Annotated in this window: 17 protein-coding genes; 9 read left to right on the forward strand and 8 right to left on the reverse strand. The window is 66.2% G+C overall.

Going from position 1 to position 18719, the window contains the following annotated elements; translation table 11 throughout:
- Positions 1 to 4: 4 nt before the first annotated feature.
- The 5 genes from C9424_RS07465 to C9424_RS07485 form a co-directional block, all read right to left on the reverse strand.
- Positions 5 to 1126 carry an NAD(P)/FAD-dependent oxidoreductase gene (locus C9424_RS07465; protein ID WP_116766248.1) on the reverse strand — a complete coding sequence of 374 codons (1122 nt, stop codon included), beginning with the start codon at positions 1124 to 1126 and terminating at the stop codon, positions 5 to 7.
- Positions 1127 to 1190: 64 nt separating this feature from the next.
- The gene (locus C9424_RS07470; RefSeq protein WP_116766249.1) at positions 1191 to 2246 is read right to left on the reverse strand and encodes a Gfo/Idh/MocA family protein; all 1056 of its coding nucleotides are present in this window, start codon (positions 2244 to 2246) and stop codon (positions 1191 to 1193) included.
- A complete protein-coding gene (locus C9424_RS07475; protein ID WP_116766250.1) occupies positions 2246 to 3025 on the reverse strand; it encodes an amino acid ABC transporter ATP-binding protein in 780 nt (259 codons plus the stop codon). The genes C9424_RS07470 and C9424_RS07475 overlap by 1 nt, the downstream gene beginning before the upstream one ends.
- Positions 3022 to 3810, reverse strand: a complete 789-nt coding sequence (locus C9424_RS07480; protein ID WP_116766251.1) for an amino acid ABC transporter permease — start codon at positions 3808 to 3810, stop codon at positions 3022 to 3024. Before C9424_RS07480 ends, C9424_RS07475 begins: the two co-directional genes overlap by 4 nt.
- Before the next feature lie 112 nt (positions 3811 to 3922).
- The gene (locus tag C9424_RS07485; RefSeq protein WP_116766252.1) at positions 3923 to 4771 is read right to left on the reverse strand and encodes an ABC transporter substrate-binding protein; all 849 of its coding nucleotides are present in this window, start codon (positions 4769 to 4771) and stop codon (positions 3923 to 3925) included.
- A gap of 204 nt (positions 4772 to 4975) precedes the next feature.
- Between C9424_RS07485 and C9424_RS07490 the strand changes: the two genes are divergently transcribed.
- From C9424_RS07490 to C9424_RS07500, 3 genes are all read left to right on the forward strand, one after another.
- On the forward strand, positions 4976 to 6058 hold the full coding sequence (locus tag C9424_RS07490) for a LacI family DNA-binding transcriptional regulator (protein ID WP_116766253.1): 1083 nt from the start codon (positions 4976 to 4978) through the stop codon (positions 6056 to 6058).
- A 134-nt stretch (positions 6059 to 6192) separates the two neighbouring features.
- Entirely contained in the window at positions 6193 to 7488 is a 1296-nt protein-coding gene (locus C9424_RS07495) for a cation:proton antiporter domain-containing protein (RefSeq protein WP_116766254.1), read from the forward strand.
- A gap of 346 nt (positions 7489 to 7834) precedes the next feature.
- A complete protein-coding gene (locus tag C9424_RS07500) occupies positions 7835 to 8038 on the forward strand; it encodes a hypothetical protein (protein ID WP_116766255.1) in 204 nt (67 codons plus the stop codon).
- A 54-nt stretch (positions 8039 to 8092) separates the two neighbouring features.
- Here C9424_RS07500 and C9424_RS07505 read toward each other — a convergent pair whose 3' ends face one another.
- The gene (locus C9424_RS07505) at positions 8093 to 10273 is read right to left on the reverse strand and encodes a leucine-rich repeat domain-containing protein (protein ID WP_133247491.1); all 2181 of its coding nucleotides are present in this window, start codon (positions 10271 to 10273) and stop codon (positions 8093 to 8095) included.
- 247 nt (positions 10274 to 10520) lie between these two features.
- Positions 10521 to 11123, reverse strand: a complete 603-nt coding sequence (locus tag C9424_RS07510; protein WP_116766257.1) for a TetR/AcrR family transcriptional regulator C-terminal domain-containing protein — start codon at positions 11121 to 11123, stop codon at positions 10521 to 10523.
- Positions 11124 to 11261: 138 nt separating this feature from the next.
- On the opposite strand from C9424_RS07510, the gene C9424_RS07515 reads away from it, so the two are divergent.
- The 4 genes from C9424_RS07515 (at position 11262) to C9424_RS07530 (ending at position 15088) form a co-directional block, all read left to right on the forward strand.
- Entirely contained in the window at positions 11262 to 12719 is a 1458-nt protein-coding gene (locus tag C9424_RS07515; protein WP_116766258.1) for an APC family permease, read from the forward strand.
- Positions 12709 to 14328, forward strand: a complete 1620-nt coding sequence (locus tag C9424_RS07520; protein WP_116766259.1) for an amidohydrolase — start codon at positions 12709 to 12711, stop codon at positions 14326 to 14328. Before C9424_RS07515 ends, C9424_RS07520 begins: the two co-directional genes overlap by 11 nt.
- 326 nt (positions 14329 to 14654) lie before the next feature.
- Positions 14655 to 14861: a hypothetical protein gene (locus C9424_RS07525; RefSeq protein WP_116766260.1), complete on the forward strand. Its 207-nt coding sequence runs from the start codon at positions 14655 to 14657 to the stop codon at positions 14859 to 14861.
- Complete coding sequence (locus tag C9424_RS07530) at positions 14858 to 15088, forward strand: hypothetical protein (protein WP_133247492.1); 231 nt, start codon at positions 14858 to 14860, stop codon at positions 15086 to 15088. Before C9424_RS07525 ends, C9424_RS07530 begins: the two co-directional genes overlap by 4 nt.
- Positions 15089 to 15169: 81 nt before the next feature.
- On the opposite strand, the gene C9424_RS07535 is transcribed toward C9424_RS07530, so the two are convergent.
- Positions 15170 to 15811 (reverse strand): TetR/AcrR family transcriptional regulator, encoded by a 642-nt coding sequence (locus tag C9424_RS07535; RefSeq protein ID WP_116766262.1) that lies wholly within the window; start codon positions 15809 to 15811, stop codon positions 15170 to 15172.
- 135 nt (positions 15812 to 15946) lie between these two features.
- Between C9424_RS07535 and C9424_RS07540 the strand changes: the two genes are divergently transcribed.
- Both C9424_RS07540 and C9424_RS07545 read left to right on the forward strand, forming a co-directional pair.
- A complete protein-coding gene (locus tag C9424_RS07540; protein WP_116766263.1) occupies positions 15947 to 16990 on the forward strand; it encodes an agmatine deiminase family protein in 1044 nt (347 codons plus the stop codon).
- The gene (locus C9424_RS07545; RefSeq protein ID WP_116766264.1) at positions 16990 to 18711 is read left to right on the forward strand and encodes an amidase; all 1722 of its coding nucleotides are present in this window, start codon (positions 16990 to 16992) and stop codon (positions 18709 to 18711) included. The genes C9424_RS07540 and C9424_RS07545 overlap by 1 nt, the downstream gene beginning before the upstream one ends.
- Positions 18712 to 18719: the final 8 nt, after the last annotated feature.

Here is an 18719-nt window from a genome sequence, read left to right on the forward strand (position 1 = left end):
GTGCCTAGGAGAAGCGTCCCGGCCGGAACGTGGCGAGCATGGGGTGCTTCTTGCCTGTCATGATCTCGCCCGCGAGCAGTTCGCCGGCGATGAGGCCCAGCGTGGCGCCCGAGTGGGTGAAAGCCACGAAGCAGCCGGACACCTGGCCGAGTTCGCCGAGGACCGGCTCGCCGTCGCCCGGGATGGGCTTGTGACCGATCTTCCAGGAGGCAGGCTTGAGTTCGGGGTTGCCGGCGATGAGCTTGGAGGCTTCGTCGGCGAGTTCCTGGACGACGTCATCGGGGATGCTGAAGGAGCCGTCGGCGTGTTCGGTGATGTGCCCTTCGTACCAGTCGTGGTCCAGGGCGAGCGTGTTGCCGGGGTTGGGCCGGACGGCGGCCCGCGGGGTGTTCAGCACGGCCTGCAGTCCGTGCTCCACGGGTTTGGTCACCACCAGCATGGAGACCGGGGAACCGTTCGGGATCTCGACGCCGAGGGGGGCGACGACCGCAGGCGTTGCGGCACCGCACGCCACGAGCACCGCGTCCGCCTCAAAGGTTTCGCCTGCGGCCGTCTCGACGCCGGTGGCCCGGCCGTCGTCGACCGTGACGGAGACTTTTCCGGCGTTGAGGACGAGTTCGCCGCCCCGGGCGTGGAATTCCTCCATCAGGAACTCCACGAGTTCGGGCAGGCTGACCCAGCCCTCGCCGGGGTTGAAGATGGCGTTCTCCGGCACGGCGTCCGGATCGATGCCGGGGGTGGCCGCGGGAATCTGTTCGGGGGCAAGGAGCTGGGAGTTGTAGCCGATGGATTCTTCGTAGTCGTGGCGGGCTTCCGTGGCGGCCGCCTGTCCGGCGGCGTTCCACATGAGACCTCCGCCGAACTGCAGCCAGTCCCGGTCCGGGTCCGCGGCGAAGAGGGTGCGGTAGCGGTCCACGCCGGCGACCCGGAGCTGGTGGTACGGGGTGGACCGTTCTCCGGCCGAGTTCAGCCACGACAGCGAGCGGCCCGTGGCCTCGCTGGCCAGGCCGCGTTCGCTCAGGAGGATGACGGAGGCGCCTGCGCGGAGCAGGTGGACGGCGGTGGAGACGCCGAGGATGCCGCCGCCGATGACGGCGACGCGTTTGGTTGAGGGCGTGGAGGACATGGGTCTCCCTTTCGTTGCGTAGTGGGTTTGGGGTGCGCCCGGGCCTTGGCCGGGGGCAGTGTGGCTAGGCGAAGGCGCGGATCGTGTCGATGACCTTCAGGACTTCGAGGGACTCTGCGGGGTCCACGGGTAGCGGGCCGTCGCCCCGGAGGGCTCCTGCCAGCCGGGTGTAGAAGTCGGGATAGGCGCCCGTCTGGGCAGGGACGGGTTGGGTGGCGCCATCGACGCCGACGCGCCCCCAGGATTCCTCGGGGTCGACGCCGTACGCGGGATCCGAGGGCGTCATGCCGGCTGCGAGGGCCGGCTCCTGGCCGTCCAGGCCCCACTTCGTGTAGCCGGCCTCGGAGCCCAGGACATGAAACCGCGGGCCCACCTGGGCCGCCATGCCGTTCATCCACAGCCGCGATCGGACCCCGGATTCATGGAGCAGGGACACGAAGGCCTCGGTGTCGGCGCCGTCCGGGTCCGGGCCGCGGTTCGCGGTCTCCCCATAGCTCTCCGTCACGGCACCAAAGAGCTGGATGGCCTGGTCGATCAGGTGGGCGCCGAGGTCGTTGAGGATGCCGCCGCCGTCGGACACTGCGGCGGTGTCCCGCCAGTTCCCGAAGCCTTCCGGCCGCCACCACTCAAAGCGCGACTCGAAGGTGCGGACCTCCCCCAGCGCGCCTTCCCGGAGAAGCTTGCGGAGCGTCAGGAAGTCGGCGTCCCACCGCCGGTTCTGAAATACCGTGAGCTGCACGCCGGCGTCGGACGCCCGGGCGATGAGCGCCTCGCCCTCGGCCGCCGTCGTCACGAACGGCTTGTCCACCACCACGTGGAGGCCACGGGCCATCGCGGTTGCAGCGAGGTCGAAGTGGGTCAGCGGGGGCGTGCCGAGGACCACGAGGTCAAGGTCGCCGGCGAGGTCGAACAGGGCCTCCGGCGTCGGGACGATCCGGGTGTCAGGGTAGAGCCGTGCCGCTTCCGCAGCACGGACCGGATCCGCCGTGACGATCACGTCCAGCGAGTAGCCGGGATGCGCCGAGATCAGCGGCGCATGGAAGACTTTGCCCGAGATTCCGAAGCCGACGACGGCGGTGCGGACGGGTGCCGCTCCTGCGTTTCCCTTCAGGGTCTCCATCAGAGCACTTCCGAGAGGAAGCGCTGGAGGCGTTCGCTTCGGGGGTTGTCGAAGAGGTCGGCGGGGGTTCCGGACTCGACGACTTCGCCTTCGTCCATGAAGACGACCTGGTCGGCGACTTTGCGGGCGAATCCCATCTCGTGCGTGACCACGAGCATGGTCATGCCGCGGCGGCCGAGGCCTGCCATGAGGTTCAGCACCCCTTTGACCAGTTCCGGGTCCAGGGCGCTGGTGGCCTCGTCGAAGAGCATGACTTCCGGTTCCATGGCCAGGGCGCGGGCGATCGCGACGCGCTGCTGTTGTCCGCCGGAGAGGTCGCGGGGGCGGTGGTCGGCGCGTTCGGCGAGGCCGACCTCGGCGAGGCGGCGGTGGGCGCGTTCCCTGGCTTCGGCCTTGGGCATGCCTTTGACGCTCCAGAGGGCCAGGGCCACGTTCTCGAGAGCGGTGTGGTCCGGAAAGAGGTTAAAGTGCTGGAACACCATGCCGATGCGGGCGCGCAGGAGGTCCGGCTTGACGGCCAGGGCGCTTTCGCCGGCCAGGAGCACGTCCCCGCTTTTGGGTTCGTGCAGCCGGTTGACGCCGCGCAGGAGGGTGGACTTGCCGGAGCCGGAGGGCCCGATGATGCACGTGGTGGTGCCCGGGGCGACGGTGAGGCTGACGTTGCGGAGCACCTCGATGTCGCCGTAGGCCATGGTGAGGTTCTTCAGTTCCAGGCTGGAGCCGTGGAAGGTCTCGATGTCTGGGGCGGTGTTCTTTGTGGTGTTGCTGGCGAGGCTCATGTGTTGCTCCCGGTGGTCAGCGGCGAGGCCGCGGCGAGTTCCTTGACTTCCTTGAGACCGCTGCTGGGTGCGGCGGGGCGGCGCCGGCCGGTGCGGAAGCGGTTGTCGAAGTGGTTGACCAGGTGGGTCAGGGGCACCGTGATCAGCAGGTAGAAGATTCCGGCCATGACCAGGGGCGAGAGGTTGCCGGAGAGGACGGCGGCGTCCTGGCCGACGCGGAAGAGCTCCCGTTCGGTGACCAGCAGGCCCAGGAAGTAGACCAGCGAGGAATCCTTGACGATCGCGATGAACTGGTTCACCAGCGCCGGGAGGACCCGGCGGACGCCTTGCGGAACCACCACGAGGGCCATGGATTTTGCGTAGCTCATGCCCAGGGCACGGCAGGCCTCTCCCTGGCCTTTGTCCACGCTCTGGATGCCGGCGCGGAAGATTTCGCCGATGTAGGCGCTGGCAATCAGGCTCAACGCGATGATGCCCAGGGGGTACGGCGAGGGGCCGAAGATCGACTGGCTGAAGCGGGCGAATCCCTGGCCGATCAGCAGGATGGTCAGGATGGCCGGGAGGCCGCGGAAAAGGTCCGTGTAGATCCGCGCCGGGACCCGCAGCCACTTGGAGGGGGATATTCCCATCACCGCAACGATCATGCCGAGGGCAACTCCGATGATCGTTGCCGCGATGGAGATGATGAGGGTGTTGAGGAGACCGACTCCCAGAAGCTGGGGCAGGACTTCGGCCATTGCGTCGAAGTCGAAGAAGGTGCGGGTGATGGTGCTTAACCAGTCCATGGTTGCTCTCAGACGTAGGTAGCTTGTGGATCCCGGACGGGCCGCGCTGCGCGGCCCGCCCGGTCAGGTGGCCGCCGGGCTAGGTCCCGGACGTGCCTCGTTGTGGGGACGCTTATTTGCTGGGGGTCGGGCTGGCCGTCTGTTCGGCCTTCGGCAGGTACTGCTCGGGCATCGGGGAGCCCGGGAACCACTTCTGGTAGAGCTTCTTCCAGGTGCCGTCCTCCATGGCTGCGGCCAGGCCCTTGTTGAGGGCGTCCTTGAAGGCGGTCTTGCCCTTGGCCACGGCGAACCCGGCGGGGGCATCGAAGGACGGGATGTCCGCTGCGCTGACCAGGCCGTATTGCGTTTCATAGGCCTTGGCGGCCTCGTAGTCCAGGAAGTGCGCATCGACGGATCCGCTGTTGACGGCGGCGATTGCCGTGTTGTTGTCCGGGAAGCGCACCAGGCTCGCGGAAGTGAAGTTCTTGACGGCGTAGGCCTCCTGCAGCGTTCCCTGCACGACGCCGAGTCGCTTGCCGGCGAGCCCGTCAGCGCCGGTAATGCCCGAGGTCTTCGTAGTGATGACCGTCAGATATCCGGCGAGGTACCCATCGGAGAAGTCGACGGTCTGCTTGCGCTTGTCCGTGATTCCAATGGCCGCAACGCCGGCGTCGAACTGGCCGTTGGAGACGGCGGCGAGCAGCCCGGAGAAGTCCTGTCCGGTGAAGACGACCTTGTCGATTCCGGCGCGGTGGGCGACGTCTTTGAACAGTTCGACGTCGAAGCCGGTGAAGTTCCCCTGGGCGTCGGTGAAGGTGTAGGGCTTCGAATCGCCCAGGCTGGCCACGCGAATGGTGCCGGCCTCAATCAGGCCATAGGGGTTGTCCGCCGGCGAGGACGCGGCGGAGGAGGTTCCTCCGCAGCCGGACAAGGCCAGGACCGCGGCAACAGCGGCGGCGATGAGCGCCACCGGGCGGCGCATTTTGTTTCCTGTGTTCACAGCGTTTTCCAATCGTGGGAGTGAGGGGCGAGGTGGGCGGGCAATTGGCCCCCGGGTTGCGGACTGTCGATGCGAGCCTTGCTGAGTCCGGTCTCAGTCCCTAAGATTGAGACCGGACTCACATCGATTGCTAGAAATGTAATCGAAGCCACATGGGGCGTCAAGAGTCCGCTACGAAAGGCCGTAATGAATAGTGATGCTTCCCGGCGCCGCGATGTCACTGTCGCCGACGTCGCCAGAGCCGCCCAGGTTTCCAAGGCCCAGGCTGCCCGCGCCCTGGGCAACTACGGTGCCGTGAGCGACGACGTCCGTGAGCGGGTGCTGGCCGCTGCCGAGGAGTTGGAGTACCGGCCCAACGAGCTCGCCCGCAGCATGAACACGGGGAAATCGCACACCATCGGGGTGGTGGTCGGCGACATTGAAAACCCCCATTTCGGCCTCGCCACGCGGGGCATTACCGACACCGCCAAGCGCAGTGGTTTCAACGTCATCCTGATCAACACGGATGAGGATACCGAGGCGGAAATCGATGCCGTCCGGGTGCTCCTGGACAAGCGCGTGGACGGCCTGATCGTGGCACCGGCGTCATCCGTGGAAACGCAACATTTACGCCGCGTTCACGAATCCGGCCGCCCGCTGGTCCTGCTGGACCGCAAGGCGTCGGGCCTCGACGTCGACACCGTGGCGGTGGACATGGAGGGCATCTCGCACGACTCCACGAGCTACCTGATCGGGGCAGGACACCGGAGAATCGCCTTCGTCTCCACCCTCAAGACGGGCGAGCCGTACCGCGACGGCATGGTCCTGGACTCGTCCCAGATCTCGGACCGGCGCGACGGCATGAAACGGGCGTTCGATGAGGCGGGTCTGGACCTGCCGGACGATCTGATCCGCCTCAACGCCGGCGACAACGAGTCGATCAGAAAGATCACCCGCGAGCTGCTGCAGCGCCCGGACCCGGCGACGGCGATCATCGCCTCCGACGGCCTGATCGGCCTCAGCGTCGTTGAAGCCATCCAGGAGCTGGGCCTGCGGATTCCGGACGACGTCTCCTTCCTCATGTACGACGACTTCGCCTGGACCCGCCTCACCACCCCGCCGCTCACGGTCATCGCGCAGCCCGTCTATGACATGGGTGTTGCGGCCGCGGCGGCCCTGATCCGGCAGATCGAAGGCCGGAAGGTGCCCGCGGCCGTGCCGGAGTTCACGGCCGAACTGATCCGCCGTGGCTCGGTTGCAGCCCCGCGGGTGACCGGCGCCGGCAACTAATCTGCGGCCGGCCAGGGCCCCTAGGGACTTTGGACACGGGCATCGGCAGCCCCGCCGCGCCTAAAGTTGAACATGGCCTGTTCCGACACGTCTCATGACGACTCCGGGGGCACGGAGGCGGGCACCGATCCGTCATGGAACTGACGGTCATAGTCCTGATCACCGCCGCACTGTTCGCGTGGGCGCTGGTATCGGCGCGGCTGCAGCAGGCGGACCTGACCGCTCCTATAGTGTTCACTTCTGTCGGCCTGGCCCTGGCCTGGGCCGGGCTGGTCGATGCCGCGTCGCCCCCGGCGGCCATCACCCCGGTTGTCGAGGTCACCCTGGTGTGGGTGCTGTTCTCCGACGCCGCCCGTCTGCCCCTTCAGGAGTTGCGCCGGGACGTGGGCCGCTATGTGCGGTTGCTGGGAATCGGCCTGCCTCTGACGATTGTGTTCGGGTGGGTCCTGGCCGCCTGGTTCTTTCCCCAGTTCGGACTGTGGCTGGCCCTGCTCGTCGGTGCGGCGCTGGCCCCTACTGACGCCGCGCTCGGAATCCCCGTGGTGACGAATCCGGCGGTGCCGTCGCGGATCCGCCAGCTGATCACCGTCGAGAGCGGCCTCAACGACGGCATCGCCACCCCGGTCGTCATGGTCGCGATCGCCGGCGCGGCCGCCGCCGCAGGTCTGGAGAGTGCAGCCGGTCCCGGCAGTGCCGCCGTCGAGCTGCTTATCGGCGCCGGCGTGGGCGCGGCAACCGGCGCCGTGGGCGGGTGGCTGCTGCAGCTGGCCCGCCGGCGCGGGACGAGCGCCGAGGACTTTGCCGGTGTCGGAGTCCTTGCCCTGAGCCTGCTCGCCTACACTGCCGCCCTCGCTGTGGGCGGCAACGGATTCGTCGCCGCCTTTTGCGGCGGGCTGGCGTTCGGCACGTGCGCCGGCCAACGGGCGCCGGCCGAACTGGTCTTCGTCGAGCAGATGGGCGGCTTGGTGTCGCTGCTGGTGTGGCTGGCCTTTGGAGCCATCACCATTCCGACCATGCTGGCGCACTTCGTCCCCCTGACCATCGTGTATGCCGTGCTCAGCCTCACTGTGGTGCGCATGCTGCCGGTGGCACTGGCCTCGATTGGCGCCGGACTGGACCGGCGCACCGTCCTGTTCGTGGGCTGGTTTGGTCCGCGCGGTTTGGCATCCCTCGTGTTCGCGCTGCTGGCGATGGAAGCCCTCGGACCAGTGTCCGATCAGGCGGTGGCCGTCATCGCGGCCACCGTGCTGCTCAGCGTCCTGGCCCATGGCTTCAGCGCCGCACCGCTGGCCGCCCGCTACGGCAGAGCGGCTGCCGCAGCGGGGCCGGAGCCGGGAGGGCCGGTGCCGGTCACCCGTGCTCCGGCCCGGGGCCTGAGCCGCCAGCACACGCCCACGGCACTTTTCCCGCGGAAGCGCCCCCGTCGGTAGTCCGAACGGACCCTGCGCGACGCCGTCGCAGTTCGCGCCACGCCGGTGCCTGTGATGAGTCTCACGCGCTATTTTCGCCATCTGGCTTGAGACGTCCGCGCGGCGCTGTGCACTATGGAAAGGCAGGGCGGGGAGCATGGCTCCCGGTCACGCAGCCCCGATGTTCCCTCCGACGCCACGCGTCCGCAGTGAACCAGGGGCACCCATCCTGGTGGACGCAATGAGGCCAAACCGGTGAGCTCGCAGAGCTGCCCGAGGTCTCAGGCGTTCCTGGTTTGGCCCCACGGCGGCTCCGCATCGGTGCGGCAGCCGGACATCCGGATTCATGAAATGGAAGCACTGAACAATGACGTTTGAAACTGCCACCTCTGTAACCCACAAGCTCTGGGACCGCTCCACGATGCACCACGAGCTGGACGCCCTGATTCACGACCTCTCGGAGCGCCACAACACCGCCAAGAGCAACATCGCGGTCCACGCCAGCGGACCGGGCACCTTCACGCTCAGCCTGAACCACGGTGCAGCAAACCTTGAGGCAGTTTCCGCCTAGCAAACACACGGAGGACGACGGCGGGAGGTGACTCCCGCCGTCGTCCTCTGGCATTTAAGGCAGGACGTCGCACGTGGTGAAGCCGGAGTTGCGCAGGAAAGTGGCGCCGGCTTGTGTGACCGCGGTGTCTCCGTCCAGCACGGCCGTCCAGATCAGGAAGTTGGCTGCCTCACTAACCAAGGCGATCAGCTTCGCCCCCTGGGGCAGGGGTCCGTCCGCCCCGAATCCCTCCAATGCCAGCGGCCCGGAGGGCTCATCCCCCACACTGACCAGACTCCACTCGTCGTCGAGCGTCTCGGTGCCGCGCACCAGATGGACAGCAAATCTGGGCGACAAGCCAATCCTTGCCGCAGTGCCGTGAAACTGCGCATCCGGCCCGTCCTTCACAACGCCCCAGCGCACGTTGAATTGATGCAGGGACAAAAAGGGATTGGCAATGCCCTGGATATCCTCCAGGCCGGTGGCGACTTGGAGCGGATTGTCGTGTGTCTCCACGCTCCAGACTCCGAATTCGGTCTTTGCCATCAGATGTCCGACCGGTTTGGTGTCAGGCCAGATTGTGAACTTGACGTCGGTCAGGCACAAGGTCTTCAGGTTCTTCGCCGCTGCCAGCGGGGAAATATCGGCGATCCGATTGCCGCCTACATTCAACGACTCGAGATTGGGACAGCGCCCGAGCGGCGCGACGTCGCTTACGTCATTGTCCGAAACGTCGAGTCCGCGCAGAAAGGTAAGTCCCGCGACCGGTTCCAGCTGGCCTATGCGGTTCCCCGAAACATTTACGTGCTGAAGCTTTCCCAGCTGTTCCATGCCCTGCAAACTCATCAGGGCGCCGTCGTTGTTTCTGCCGGTGATTGATAGTTCGGCGAGCCGGTCCCTTGCGATCATCGTCGGAAGATGGGCGATCGAGGTAATTCCCATATTTTCCGGGTACCACTCGATCGTGAACTTATCCAGCTCGCTGACGACTTGCGCAAGCGCCTCGCCACGCAGGTGCTCCGTCTTCAGTTCGTCGCCGCCAGGATCCACGATCCCTTCGAGATTGTCGATCCGGCCGGCAACAGCGAAAGCGATCTGGTTCACCAGCTTCCGGTCGTCGGAAAGTATCCCCGGCTGATTCCGTTTCTCATACCAGTCGGCGTAGCTGCCCTCCACGCCGCCGATCCGCCGATGCAGTTCGAGAGTGGGAAATTGCAGCGGGGGGTCAGCCGTGGCCGGGTCAAAGAGTTGAGGTGGATCAATTTCACCCCTCGACAGGCGAACGGCATGACGAGTAGCGGCGTCCGTCGCACGCGCATAGGCCTGTGCCGCGGCCTGGAGCTCGGCGCTGGGAGCAGGATTTTCAAAGAACTCCGGATGTTCCGCCGCAAAGGTGAAGTCGTTGTACTTCTGGAGATAAGCGAGCCTTTGGCGGTCAGCGTCAGCCGTCGCTACGAGGAAGGCTTCCTGCTGAACCTTCGTAGGAATCGGAATCGGCACGGTGTCATAAGTGGCAACTTCAATTTCGTACGGGAAGGGGTGATTGGCTACAGCTGTCGGGAGTGATTTGAGGCGGTCTTTCACCTCGTCAACGGTCATGGTTGTCCCGATTTCCTCTTCGCCCTCGCCGCCCTTCTGATAGAACACCACATGCAGTTCTGCCCGCGACTGGGACTGATCCTTGTGCGCGTTGAATTTGCCGCTGAAGGAGCCGCCAGCGATCACCCCGTTGATCTCCGCCTGCAATGTCACCGCAAGATCGGTCTGCACGGCCGTATCCAGTGACGTGATTCGGAGTACCGCGAAAAATTCCCCGCCGCGAAATTGTCCACGTACGAACGAGTCACCGTAGGCCCTCGAAAACGCTTCAAACTGACTGGCTGTCAGCAGATCTTTCGCGTCTTGCTTGATGCGAAAGTTTCGTCCGCGCACGATCTGGTTATTGACGACCATTTTCGCCACGACGAACGTTGAAACGGAGTTGTAGGAGGTACTCTTCGAAAAGTCGACCTTGAGGCTTGCAGATGCAAATCCGTAGCGCCCCTGCGCTTCCGCGGATACGCCCAACGACTCCATCAGCGACTCATGTGTTGTGATGATTTCGGCGGTTGCCTTGGCCTCCTGCCCGGACAGGCGCGACGGTTCGTCAAAGTCCAATGCGGTGCCTATGGCCAGGCCGCTGTCACTGTTGAACCCCATCCCGATGTCTTCCCCGTTGTAAGTCAGGACGCGCACTTGGGGTAGTGGTGTGCTCATAACCCAGACCTTCCTCCGTGCCGGCCGCATGCCATAACAGGCCCCACGCAACGACGTGCTGGCCTCAACAATCCACGCCTGTTCCGGCGTTCGGCTGCCGGTGTCCGCGGCTGAGCTAATTATGGACGACGCCGCCTGCCCCGTCACGATGTCCAGGAATCACCGGCGGCAGAAGAACTCCGGCTTCCAGCGCGGCCAGAGCTTGGTCTGATTCCGCCCTGGCGGGCTCTTGGCCGCGTCGCCGCCCCTAGAGCCGGGCGCGCAGTCCCGCGATGATCACTTCGAGCCCGAAGTTAAAGGCGTCTTCTCCCCGCTGCCGGGGTGGTCCGGCATGTTCGAGCGCGCGTGTGAGCGCCGGGAACCCCTCGCCCGACGGCGCCCACACGACGTCGGGCGCGGCCAGATCAAGGGCCGCGCCGAGGGCGAAGCTGTCGATGGTCGTGATGGCCGAGACGACGTCCTTTCCCTCAAAGCCAGCGCCCTCCAGCGCCAGGGCCAGATCCTCATACAGGCCGATGACCTTGGCGTCCTGCACAGTCTGCAGGACCATCAGCGGGGCCAGCCTGGGATGCCGGGCGAACGCGTCACGGTAGGCGCGGATCACTACACGGAGGGTGTCTTCCCAGCTCAGCCCCTGAAGTGCGGGATATGGGGTCTCGCTGATGATACGCCGGCGCATCAGCTCAAGGATCTCCTCCCGTCCGCTGACGTGGTTGTAGATCGATGACTGGCTGACTCCGATGCGCCGCGCCAACTTCGGCAGGCTGAAGTCGCCGGTCTCATCGACCAGTTCGAGGCTGGCGGTTACGAGTCCGTCGATGGATATCAGCGGAGCGAGCGGGCGGCCCATGGGGATTCTCCAATCAGTGGCTCCTAAGAACCTACACAATTCTTGGGACTCAGTATTGTGCGCCGGGTCACAGGGACCCATAATAAACGAAAGGCTATCGTTTATGAGAGCTCCTGACCCCTCCAAAGGAACCCCCACATGTCCGACACCCAAACACAGCCGTCCAAGACGGCGGCCGAGAACGGCCTCAAACGCAATGCCATTGGCACAGGCGGCATCGCCTTCCTGGTCATTTCCGCGGCCGCCCCGCTAACCGTGATGGCCGGCGTCGCGCCGGTTGCCATTGCGACCGGCGGTATAGGTGCCCCCGCCGGCTATCTGATCGCCGGCGCGGTCCTCACGATCTTTGCCATCGGCTTCATGGCGATGACCCGGCACGTCAAGGCTGCCGGAGGCTTTTACACCTACATTTCACTGGCCATGGGCAAGACGGTAGGTCTGGCCTCCGCCGTGCTGGCGATTGTCTCGTACAACTGCCTTCAGATCGGCGTTTACGGGCTCTTTGCGGTGCAGACCCAGTCCATGCTTCATTTCATCTTCGGTCTCGACGTCCCTTGGCCGGTCGTGGCGCTCAGCGCCGTGGCCGCCGTGTGGTTCCTCGGTTACCGCGGCATTGATGTCGGCGCCAAGGTGCTCGGGGTCCTACTGGTCGCCGAAACCGCCATCCTCGCAGTGATGGGCGCGGGCATCCTCTCGCACGGGGGTGCCCACGGGATCAGCGGCTCCTCCTTCACCCCGGAGAATGCCTTCAACCCTGGAGTACTGGCAATTCTGGGCATCTGCTTCGCCGCGTTCATGGGGTTCGAGTCCACCGTTCTGTACCGGCGGGAGGCGCGGAATCCGGACAAATCCGTCCCCCGGGCGACCTTCATCGCTGTGGGCTTCATGTCCGTCTTCTACGCCTTCATTGTGTGGACCGTGGTCCAGGCGTACGGTGACGGCGACGTGGTCCAGGCGGCGGGACAGCTTTCCAACGGAATGTTCTTCGCGACCATCAACCAGTACGTCGGCCCATGGGCCGAGGTGGTCATGTACGTCCTGATTGTCACCAGCGTCTATGCCTCCCAGCTGGCGTTCCACAACGCCATCAACCGCTACGTCTACATGCTGGCCCGCGACGGCGTCCTGCCGGCGTTCCTGGGCAGGACGCACTCCAAATACAAGTCCCCGCACCGTGCCGGCCAACTGCAGTCCCTGCTCGCCGCCGTCGTGATCATTGTCTGTGCAGTCCTCGGCGCAGACCCATACCAGCAGCTGTTGATCTGGGTAAACACGCCCGGCATCTTTGGCATCGTCGGGCTGCAGGGCCTGGTCTCGGTGGCCGCCTTCATCTACCTTCGCCGGAACCCCGCGGCGGTAACGAACCGCCTGGTCGTTCCGCTGAGTATCGCCTCCGCCGTGCTGCTCTTCGCCGTCGTCGCCATGATCGCGGTCAACATCGAGCTGCTAACCTTCGCCGACACCCTGACCAACACCATTATTTTGCTGGTCACTCCTGCCGTCTTCCTGGCGGGACTCCTCACCGCCCGCAGGCTGCGCACCCGGCGGCCCGCGACCTTCGAACGCATAGGAAGTTTTGAAATCCATGAATCCTGATCTGATCCTGCTCGCCGACACCGTCCACACGCTGGACGGCACGCCGGAACCGGTGCAGGCGGTGGCCGTAGAGGACGGCCTGATTGCCGCCGTCGGCAGCCGCACCGACGCCACGGACTGGCGGACGGCCGGGACCCATGTGCTTGACCTGGGTGCTGCCACGCTGACGCCAGGGCTGGTGGACAGCCATATCCATCCGGTCCTTGGCCTCGATATGACCGGCGGCCGGGATCTCTCCGGCGCCCGGACCCTCACCGAGGTGCGCCAACTATTGCACGCTGAGGCCGCCGCCGCCGCACCGGGCGGATGGGTGCGGGGTTGGGGGCTAGACCCCAACGTCTTCGGCTCATCGCGCGTGCACCGGGAGGCTGTCGACGACGTCGTCGCCGGACGCCCCACCCTGATTCGACTCTTCGACGGGCACTCGGCGCTGGCCAGCGTCCGCGCCCTGGAGCTTGCCGGCGTCACCGGCCCGCGAGTCTTTGAACAGGCCTCCGAAGTAGTCTGCGACGACGACGGGGTGCCGACGGGACTGCTACTGGAGGCGGCGGCCGTAGACCTTGTGGAGCGACACGCGCCAACGGAGCCGTTCGCAACCCGGAAATCCCGGCTGGCGGAACTGCTCCGCCGCTTTGCCCGCTCGGGGCTCACCGGCGGACACGTCATGGACCTCGGTGCGGGATCGCTCGAACTCTACCGCGCGCTGGAGAACGACGGCGACCTGCCGCTGCGGCTGCGCTGCGCCGCCTGGTGCATGCCCGGAAGCGGAGAGACGGAGTGGGCGGAACTTGCGATGATGCTCCGGGAGGGCGGCCGCCGCTGGTCGGTGGATGCCATCAAGCTCTTCGTGGACGGAACCATTGACAACGGCACGGCCTGGCTCTTCGAACCCGACTCCTACGGCCAATCCACCGCACCCTTCTGGCCGCGCCCGCAGGAGTATGCCGAAGCAGTCCGATACTTCGCCGGTCGCGGCATTCCGACTGCGACCCATGCGATCGGGGATGCCGGCGTGGCACATGTGCTCGACGCCCTGGAATCGCTGCGTTCCTCGACTCCCGCGACGGTCCACCGGGTGGAGCACATTGAATCCATCCCGGACAACCTGATCAAGCGGTTCGCCCGACTGGACGTCGTGGCGAGCATGCAGCCGACCCACTGCACCCACTACTCACGGGCGGACCACAGCGACAACTGGTCCACGCGGCTGGGCAGGGAGCGGGCCGACCGAGCCTGGCGCTGCCAGGACCTGCGCAAGGAGGGAGTGACGCTGGCCCTGGGGTCGGACTGGCCCATCGCACCGTTCGAGCCGTTGCCGATCATGGCCGACGCCCGTTTGCGACGGCGTGCCGGCCAGCCGGACGAGTCGCCCATCGGGCCAGGCCAGGCGCTCACAGCCCTCCAGGCCCTGGAGGGCTACACCTCGCACGCCGCGCGCGCGGCGGGCCTATTCCACAGCACCGGATCGATATCGGTCGGCAAACGCGCAGACTTCACTGCCTTTGAATGCGATCCGCTCACGGCAGACCCCGATGACCTGGCCGGCAGCAACATCCTGGGCACAGTCGTGGACGGAGAGATCCAATTCATGCTCGACCGGGTGGAATAGCACAGCGGCTGTAAGCACTACGGCGGGTGGAATGCTCAACCATGGGCTTTTCCACCCGCCCTATCGAGTCGCGCGGCATATTTGTTCACACTCCCCTCACCCGGTTGACAGCCTCACAGCATTGAACCAATAATGAACGTCATTCATTTATTTGCACGCTCCTCTTCCGCCTGCACCGGCAAGCGGCGTCGCGGGCCCGCCGTCAGTGCGTTAGCCCCACTGGGGACGGTGCGCTGGCCGCAAGAAACACGTCCGGGCCCGGAAGCGGACGTCATCGCGCGTGGACTTGCACCGCACCAACACATTCCTCGAAGAAAGGCGACATCATGAGCGACGATCACGACTGGAGCAACCTGGTCGGCCGGCCGGTGGAGGTATGGAAGGACGGGCATCTCATCCGAACCGGCTATGTGGACGACGTCGCCCAGGCTGCAGGCGCCCTATGGCTCGCAGGCCACGGCGCGGACAGGCGGGCCCTCTATCAAAAGGCAGACGGCTATTCCGCCAAGCCGGTATGCGAGGCGGCGCCGTGAATCTCTTGGCCGGTACCGAAACCGTGCAGAGCATTGAGGTCCTCGCCCAGGACCGGGAGTCGATGGACCGCGGCCTCAATGCCGCGGTGGAACTGATGACGGAAGTCGCTGTCGGGCTCGCCACCCATGGCATCCTTGTGAGCCGCCTTGACGACAGGCTCTTCCGCGTCGGGTTGAGCGAGCTTGTCCCCTTCGGCTACACGGAACAGCGCGACTGCCGACCGTGATTCCCTGCCGTCCGCACCGCCTCGAAGGCGGTGGCGTGCGGTCCCTAATCAGGCGGCCGCCGCGGCTGAGACAGAAAAGCATCAGCCCTGGGAAGAACCCAGCTGCTGCAGCGAACCGCGCGCCGCACCCACCATCCCTTCGACCGCGCGGGCCAGGTGGGTGCCGCGGTCATTGACGCCGTCCCAGCGCACCAACGCCTGGGCGTTCAGCCCGTCGATCATCCCCAGAATCTGCCAGGCGACGGATGCGGCGTCGGAGGTCTCGAACTCACCGGCCGCAATACCGGCCTCCACCACGCCTTGCAGCATGGCCTGCCAAGCGTCCATCTGATCGCGGACGCATACCGCCAAAGCCTCGTTGCGCCGGCCCATGGTCCAGGCATCCACCCAGACCGCCGTGACGTCCAGGCGGCTGCTGTCCAGCAGCGTGTCCAAAAGGTAGGCAAGCTGCCCGCGGGCTGACGGCATCCCGTCCAGGGTTGCCTGCAATTCCGCTGCTTCCGCCGAGACGATGCCGGTGAAAGTGGACGCCACAAGGGCCTCAACATTGGGCTGGTAATGCGCCACCAGGCCGGAAGCCACCCCCACGCGGGCCGCCACATTGCGCAGGGTGATCGACCCGAGCCCCTGCTCGAGGGCGATAGTCCGGGCCGCCTCTGAAATCTCGCTGGCCCGTTCCCCTGGCGCCTTTCGGACGGCGCGTTTCCTCTGTGTGCTTGACATCACCTAACAGTCTAGAGTAATTTTCAATCTTATTGATCGATTGATCAATAACGGCTTGGCGTCGTTCCTATGCGCGCCCCTCATTGGGGAGGAGGCGTGCAGTGCCGGCGCAAAAAGGACTAAGGAGCCCTTCTCATGGCGTGGAGAATGCCCGCTGAAACCGCACCTCACGATCGAACCTGGATGGCGTTCCCCCGCACCGGCCTGACCTTGGGCGACGACGCCGCTTCAGCCGAGGAGGCCTATGCGGCCTGGACGGCCGTCGCCCACGCGGTTGCCGAATTTGAGCCGGTCACCATGGTGGTGGATCCCAGCGAGCGGCAGCGGGCTGCCGACATGCTCGGCAGCGGCATAGAACAGCTTGAAGCCCCGCTGGATGAGTTCTGGATGCGCGACGTCGGACCGACCTTCGTCGTCGACGACGAACGTCCCGGTGTCCTCGGCGCGGTGGACTGGGTCTTCAACGGCTGGGGTGCACCCAAGTGGTCCGAATGGGAGAAGAGCGCCGGGATGGCGCGCTTCGTGGCCGAAAAGTCCGGTGCTGAGCTCGTCAGCTCGCTGCTGGTCAACGAGGGCGGCGCCATGCACGTCGACGGCGAAGGCACCGTGCTCGTGACCGAAACCGTGCAGCTGGACCCGGGCCGGAACCCGTACGCGGACAAAGCCCGCGTCGAAGCAGAGCTGGCACGCACCATCGGCGCCCGCAAGACCGTCTGGGTGCCGCGCGGCCTGACCCGCGACTACGAGGATCTGGGCACCCGCGGCCACATCGACATGGTGGCCACCATGCCCTCCCCCGGCCGGGTCCTGCTCCACACCCAGATGAATCCGGAGCATCCTGACTACGAGGTCAGCCGCACCTTGCAAGCGTTTTTCGAAACCCAGACGGACGCCGCAGGCGGGCCGTTCCGGATCCTCCCGCTGCCGGCCCCGCAGACACTGCGCGACGAGGAAGGCTACGTGGACTGGAGCTATGTCAACCACCTTGTGGTCAACGGCGGCGTGATCGCCTGCGGCTATGGCGAAGACAGGGCGGACGCGATGGCCGCGGAAATCCTTGCGGAGGCATACCCGGGGCGCCGCGTGGTGACCGTGGACGCCCGCCCGATCCTGGCCCGCGGCGGGGGCATCCACTGCATCACCCAGCAGCAGCCCACGCTCGACGGGCCGGTGGCGTGATGGCGGGCTTCGACGTCGTCGAGGCGTCCATCGCCCAGTTGCGTGACGCCTTGGAGTCCGGCCGGGCCAGCAGTGAGGAACTTACCCGTTCCTACCTTGAGCGCATCGCAACCTACGACCACAACGGCATCACGCTGAACTCGCTCGTCGTCATGAACCCTGACGCCCTGGCGGACGCCCGGGCCTCTGACGAGCGCCGGGCCGGGGGCACGACGCTCGGGCCGCTGGACGGCATCGCGTACACGGCCAAGGACAGCTATCTGGTGAAGGGCCTTACCGCCGCGGCCGGTTCGCCTGCTTTCGAGCATCTCGTCGCACAGCGGGATGCGTTCACCATCGAACGCCTGCGGGCGGCAGGCGCGGTGCTGATCGGCCTCACAAACATGCCGCCCATGGCCAACGGCGGCATGCAACGCGGCGTCTACGGTCGCGCCGAGAGCCCTTACAACGCCGATTTCCTCACGGCGGCATTCGGCTCCGGCTCCTCCAACGGTTCTGGCACCGCGACGGCGGCAAGCTTCGCGGCGTTCGGCCTTGGGGAAGAGACGTGGTCCAGCGGGCGCGCGCCGGCGTCGAACAACGCGCTGTGCGCGTACACGCCCTCGCGAGGGGTCATTTCCGTCCGTGGCAACTGGCCTCTGGTGCCCACCATGGATGTGGTGGTGCCGCACACGCGCTCCATGGCAGACCTGCTCGAGGTGCTCGACGTGATCGTGGCCGACGACGCACAGACCCGCGGCGACTTCTGGCGGGTCCAGCCGTGGGTGGACATCCCGGCCCCCTCGGCGCTCCGCCCGTCCTCCTACCCTGCGCTGGCGCCGGCAGATGCCGACGACGCACGCTCGGTGTTGAAGGGCAGGCGGCTGGGCGTGCCGCGGATGTACGTCAACGCCGACCCCGACGCCGGCAGCAGCGAGAAGCCTGGCATCGGCGGGCCGACCGGCCAGCGCATCCACACCCGCGGCTCGGTGATGGAACTGTGGGAAGCGGCACGGCGCGATCTTGAGGCGGCCGGCGCCGAGGTTGTGCTGGTCGACTTTCCGGTGGTGTCCAACTATGAAGGAGACCGCCCCGGGGCACCCACGATCGCCACGCGCGGCCTGGTGAGCCCGGAATACCTGCAGCGGGAAATCCTGGATCTCTCGGCCTGGGCCTGGGAAGACTTCCTCGCAGCGAACGGCGACCCTGCCCTGAACACCTTGGCCGCGGTGGACGGCGCAACGATTTTCCCCCATCCGGACGGGGCGCTCCCGGACCGCTATGCCGGCTTTGATGACGACATCGCCAACTACCCGGGATACATCCGCGAGCACGGCGCCGCATCGTTGACGGACATCCCGCATCTCGAAGGTGGCCTGCGTGGCTTGGAGGAGACGCGCCGCGTGGACCTGGAGGAATGGATGGACAGACTCGGACTGGACGCCGTGCTGTTCCCCGCCGCCGCGGACGTCGGGCCCGCGGACATGGACGTCAATGAGGCCTCGGCAGATCTCGGCTGGCGCAACGGCGTCTGGGTCGCCAACGGCAACCTCGTGCCGCGCCACCTGGGCATCCCGACCGTCACGGTGCCCATGGGCACGATGGCCGACACCGGCATGCCCGTTGGCCTGACCCTCGCGGGCCGGGCCTACGATGACACCTCACTGCTGAGCCTGGCCGCCGCGTTTGAGGCAACGGGTTCCCGCCGGACAACTCCCCCACGGACGCCCCGGCTGACGTGAGCAAGACG

It is taken from the genome of Arthrobacter sp. H-02-3 (assembly GCF_003097355.1).
Classification (GTDB): domain Bacteria; phylum Actinomycetota; class Actinomycetes; order Actinomycetales; family Micrococcaceae; genus Arthrobacter; species Arthrobacter humicola.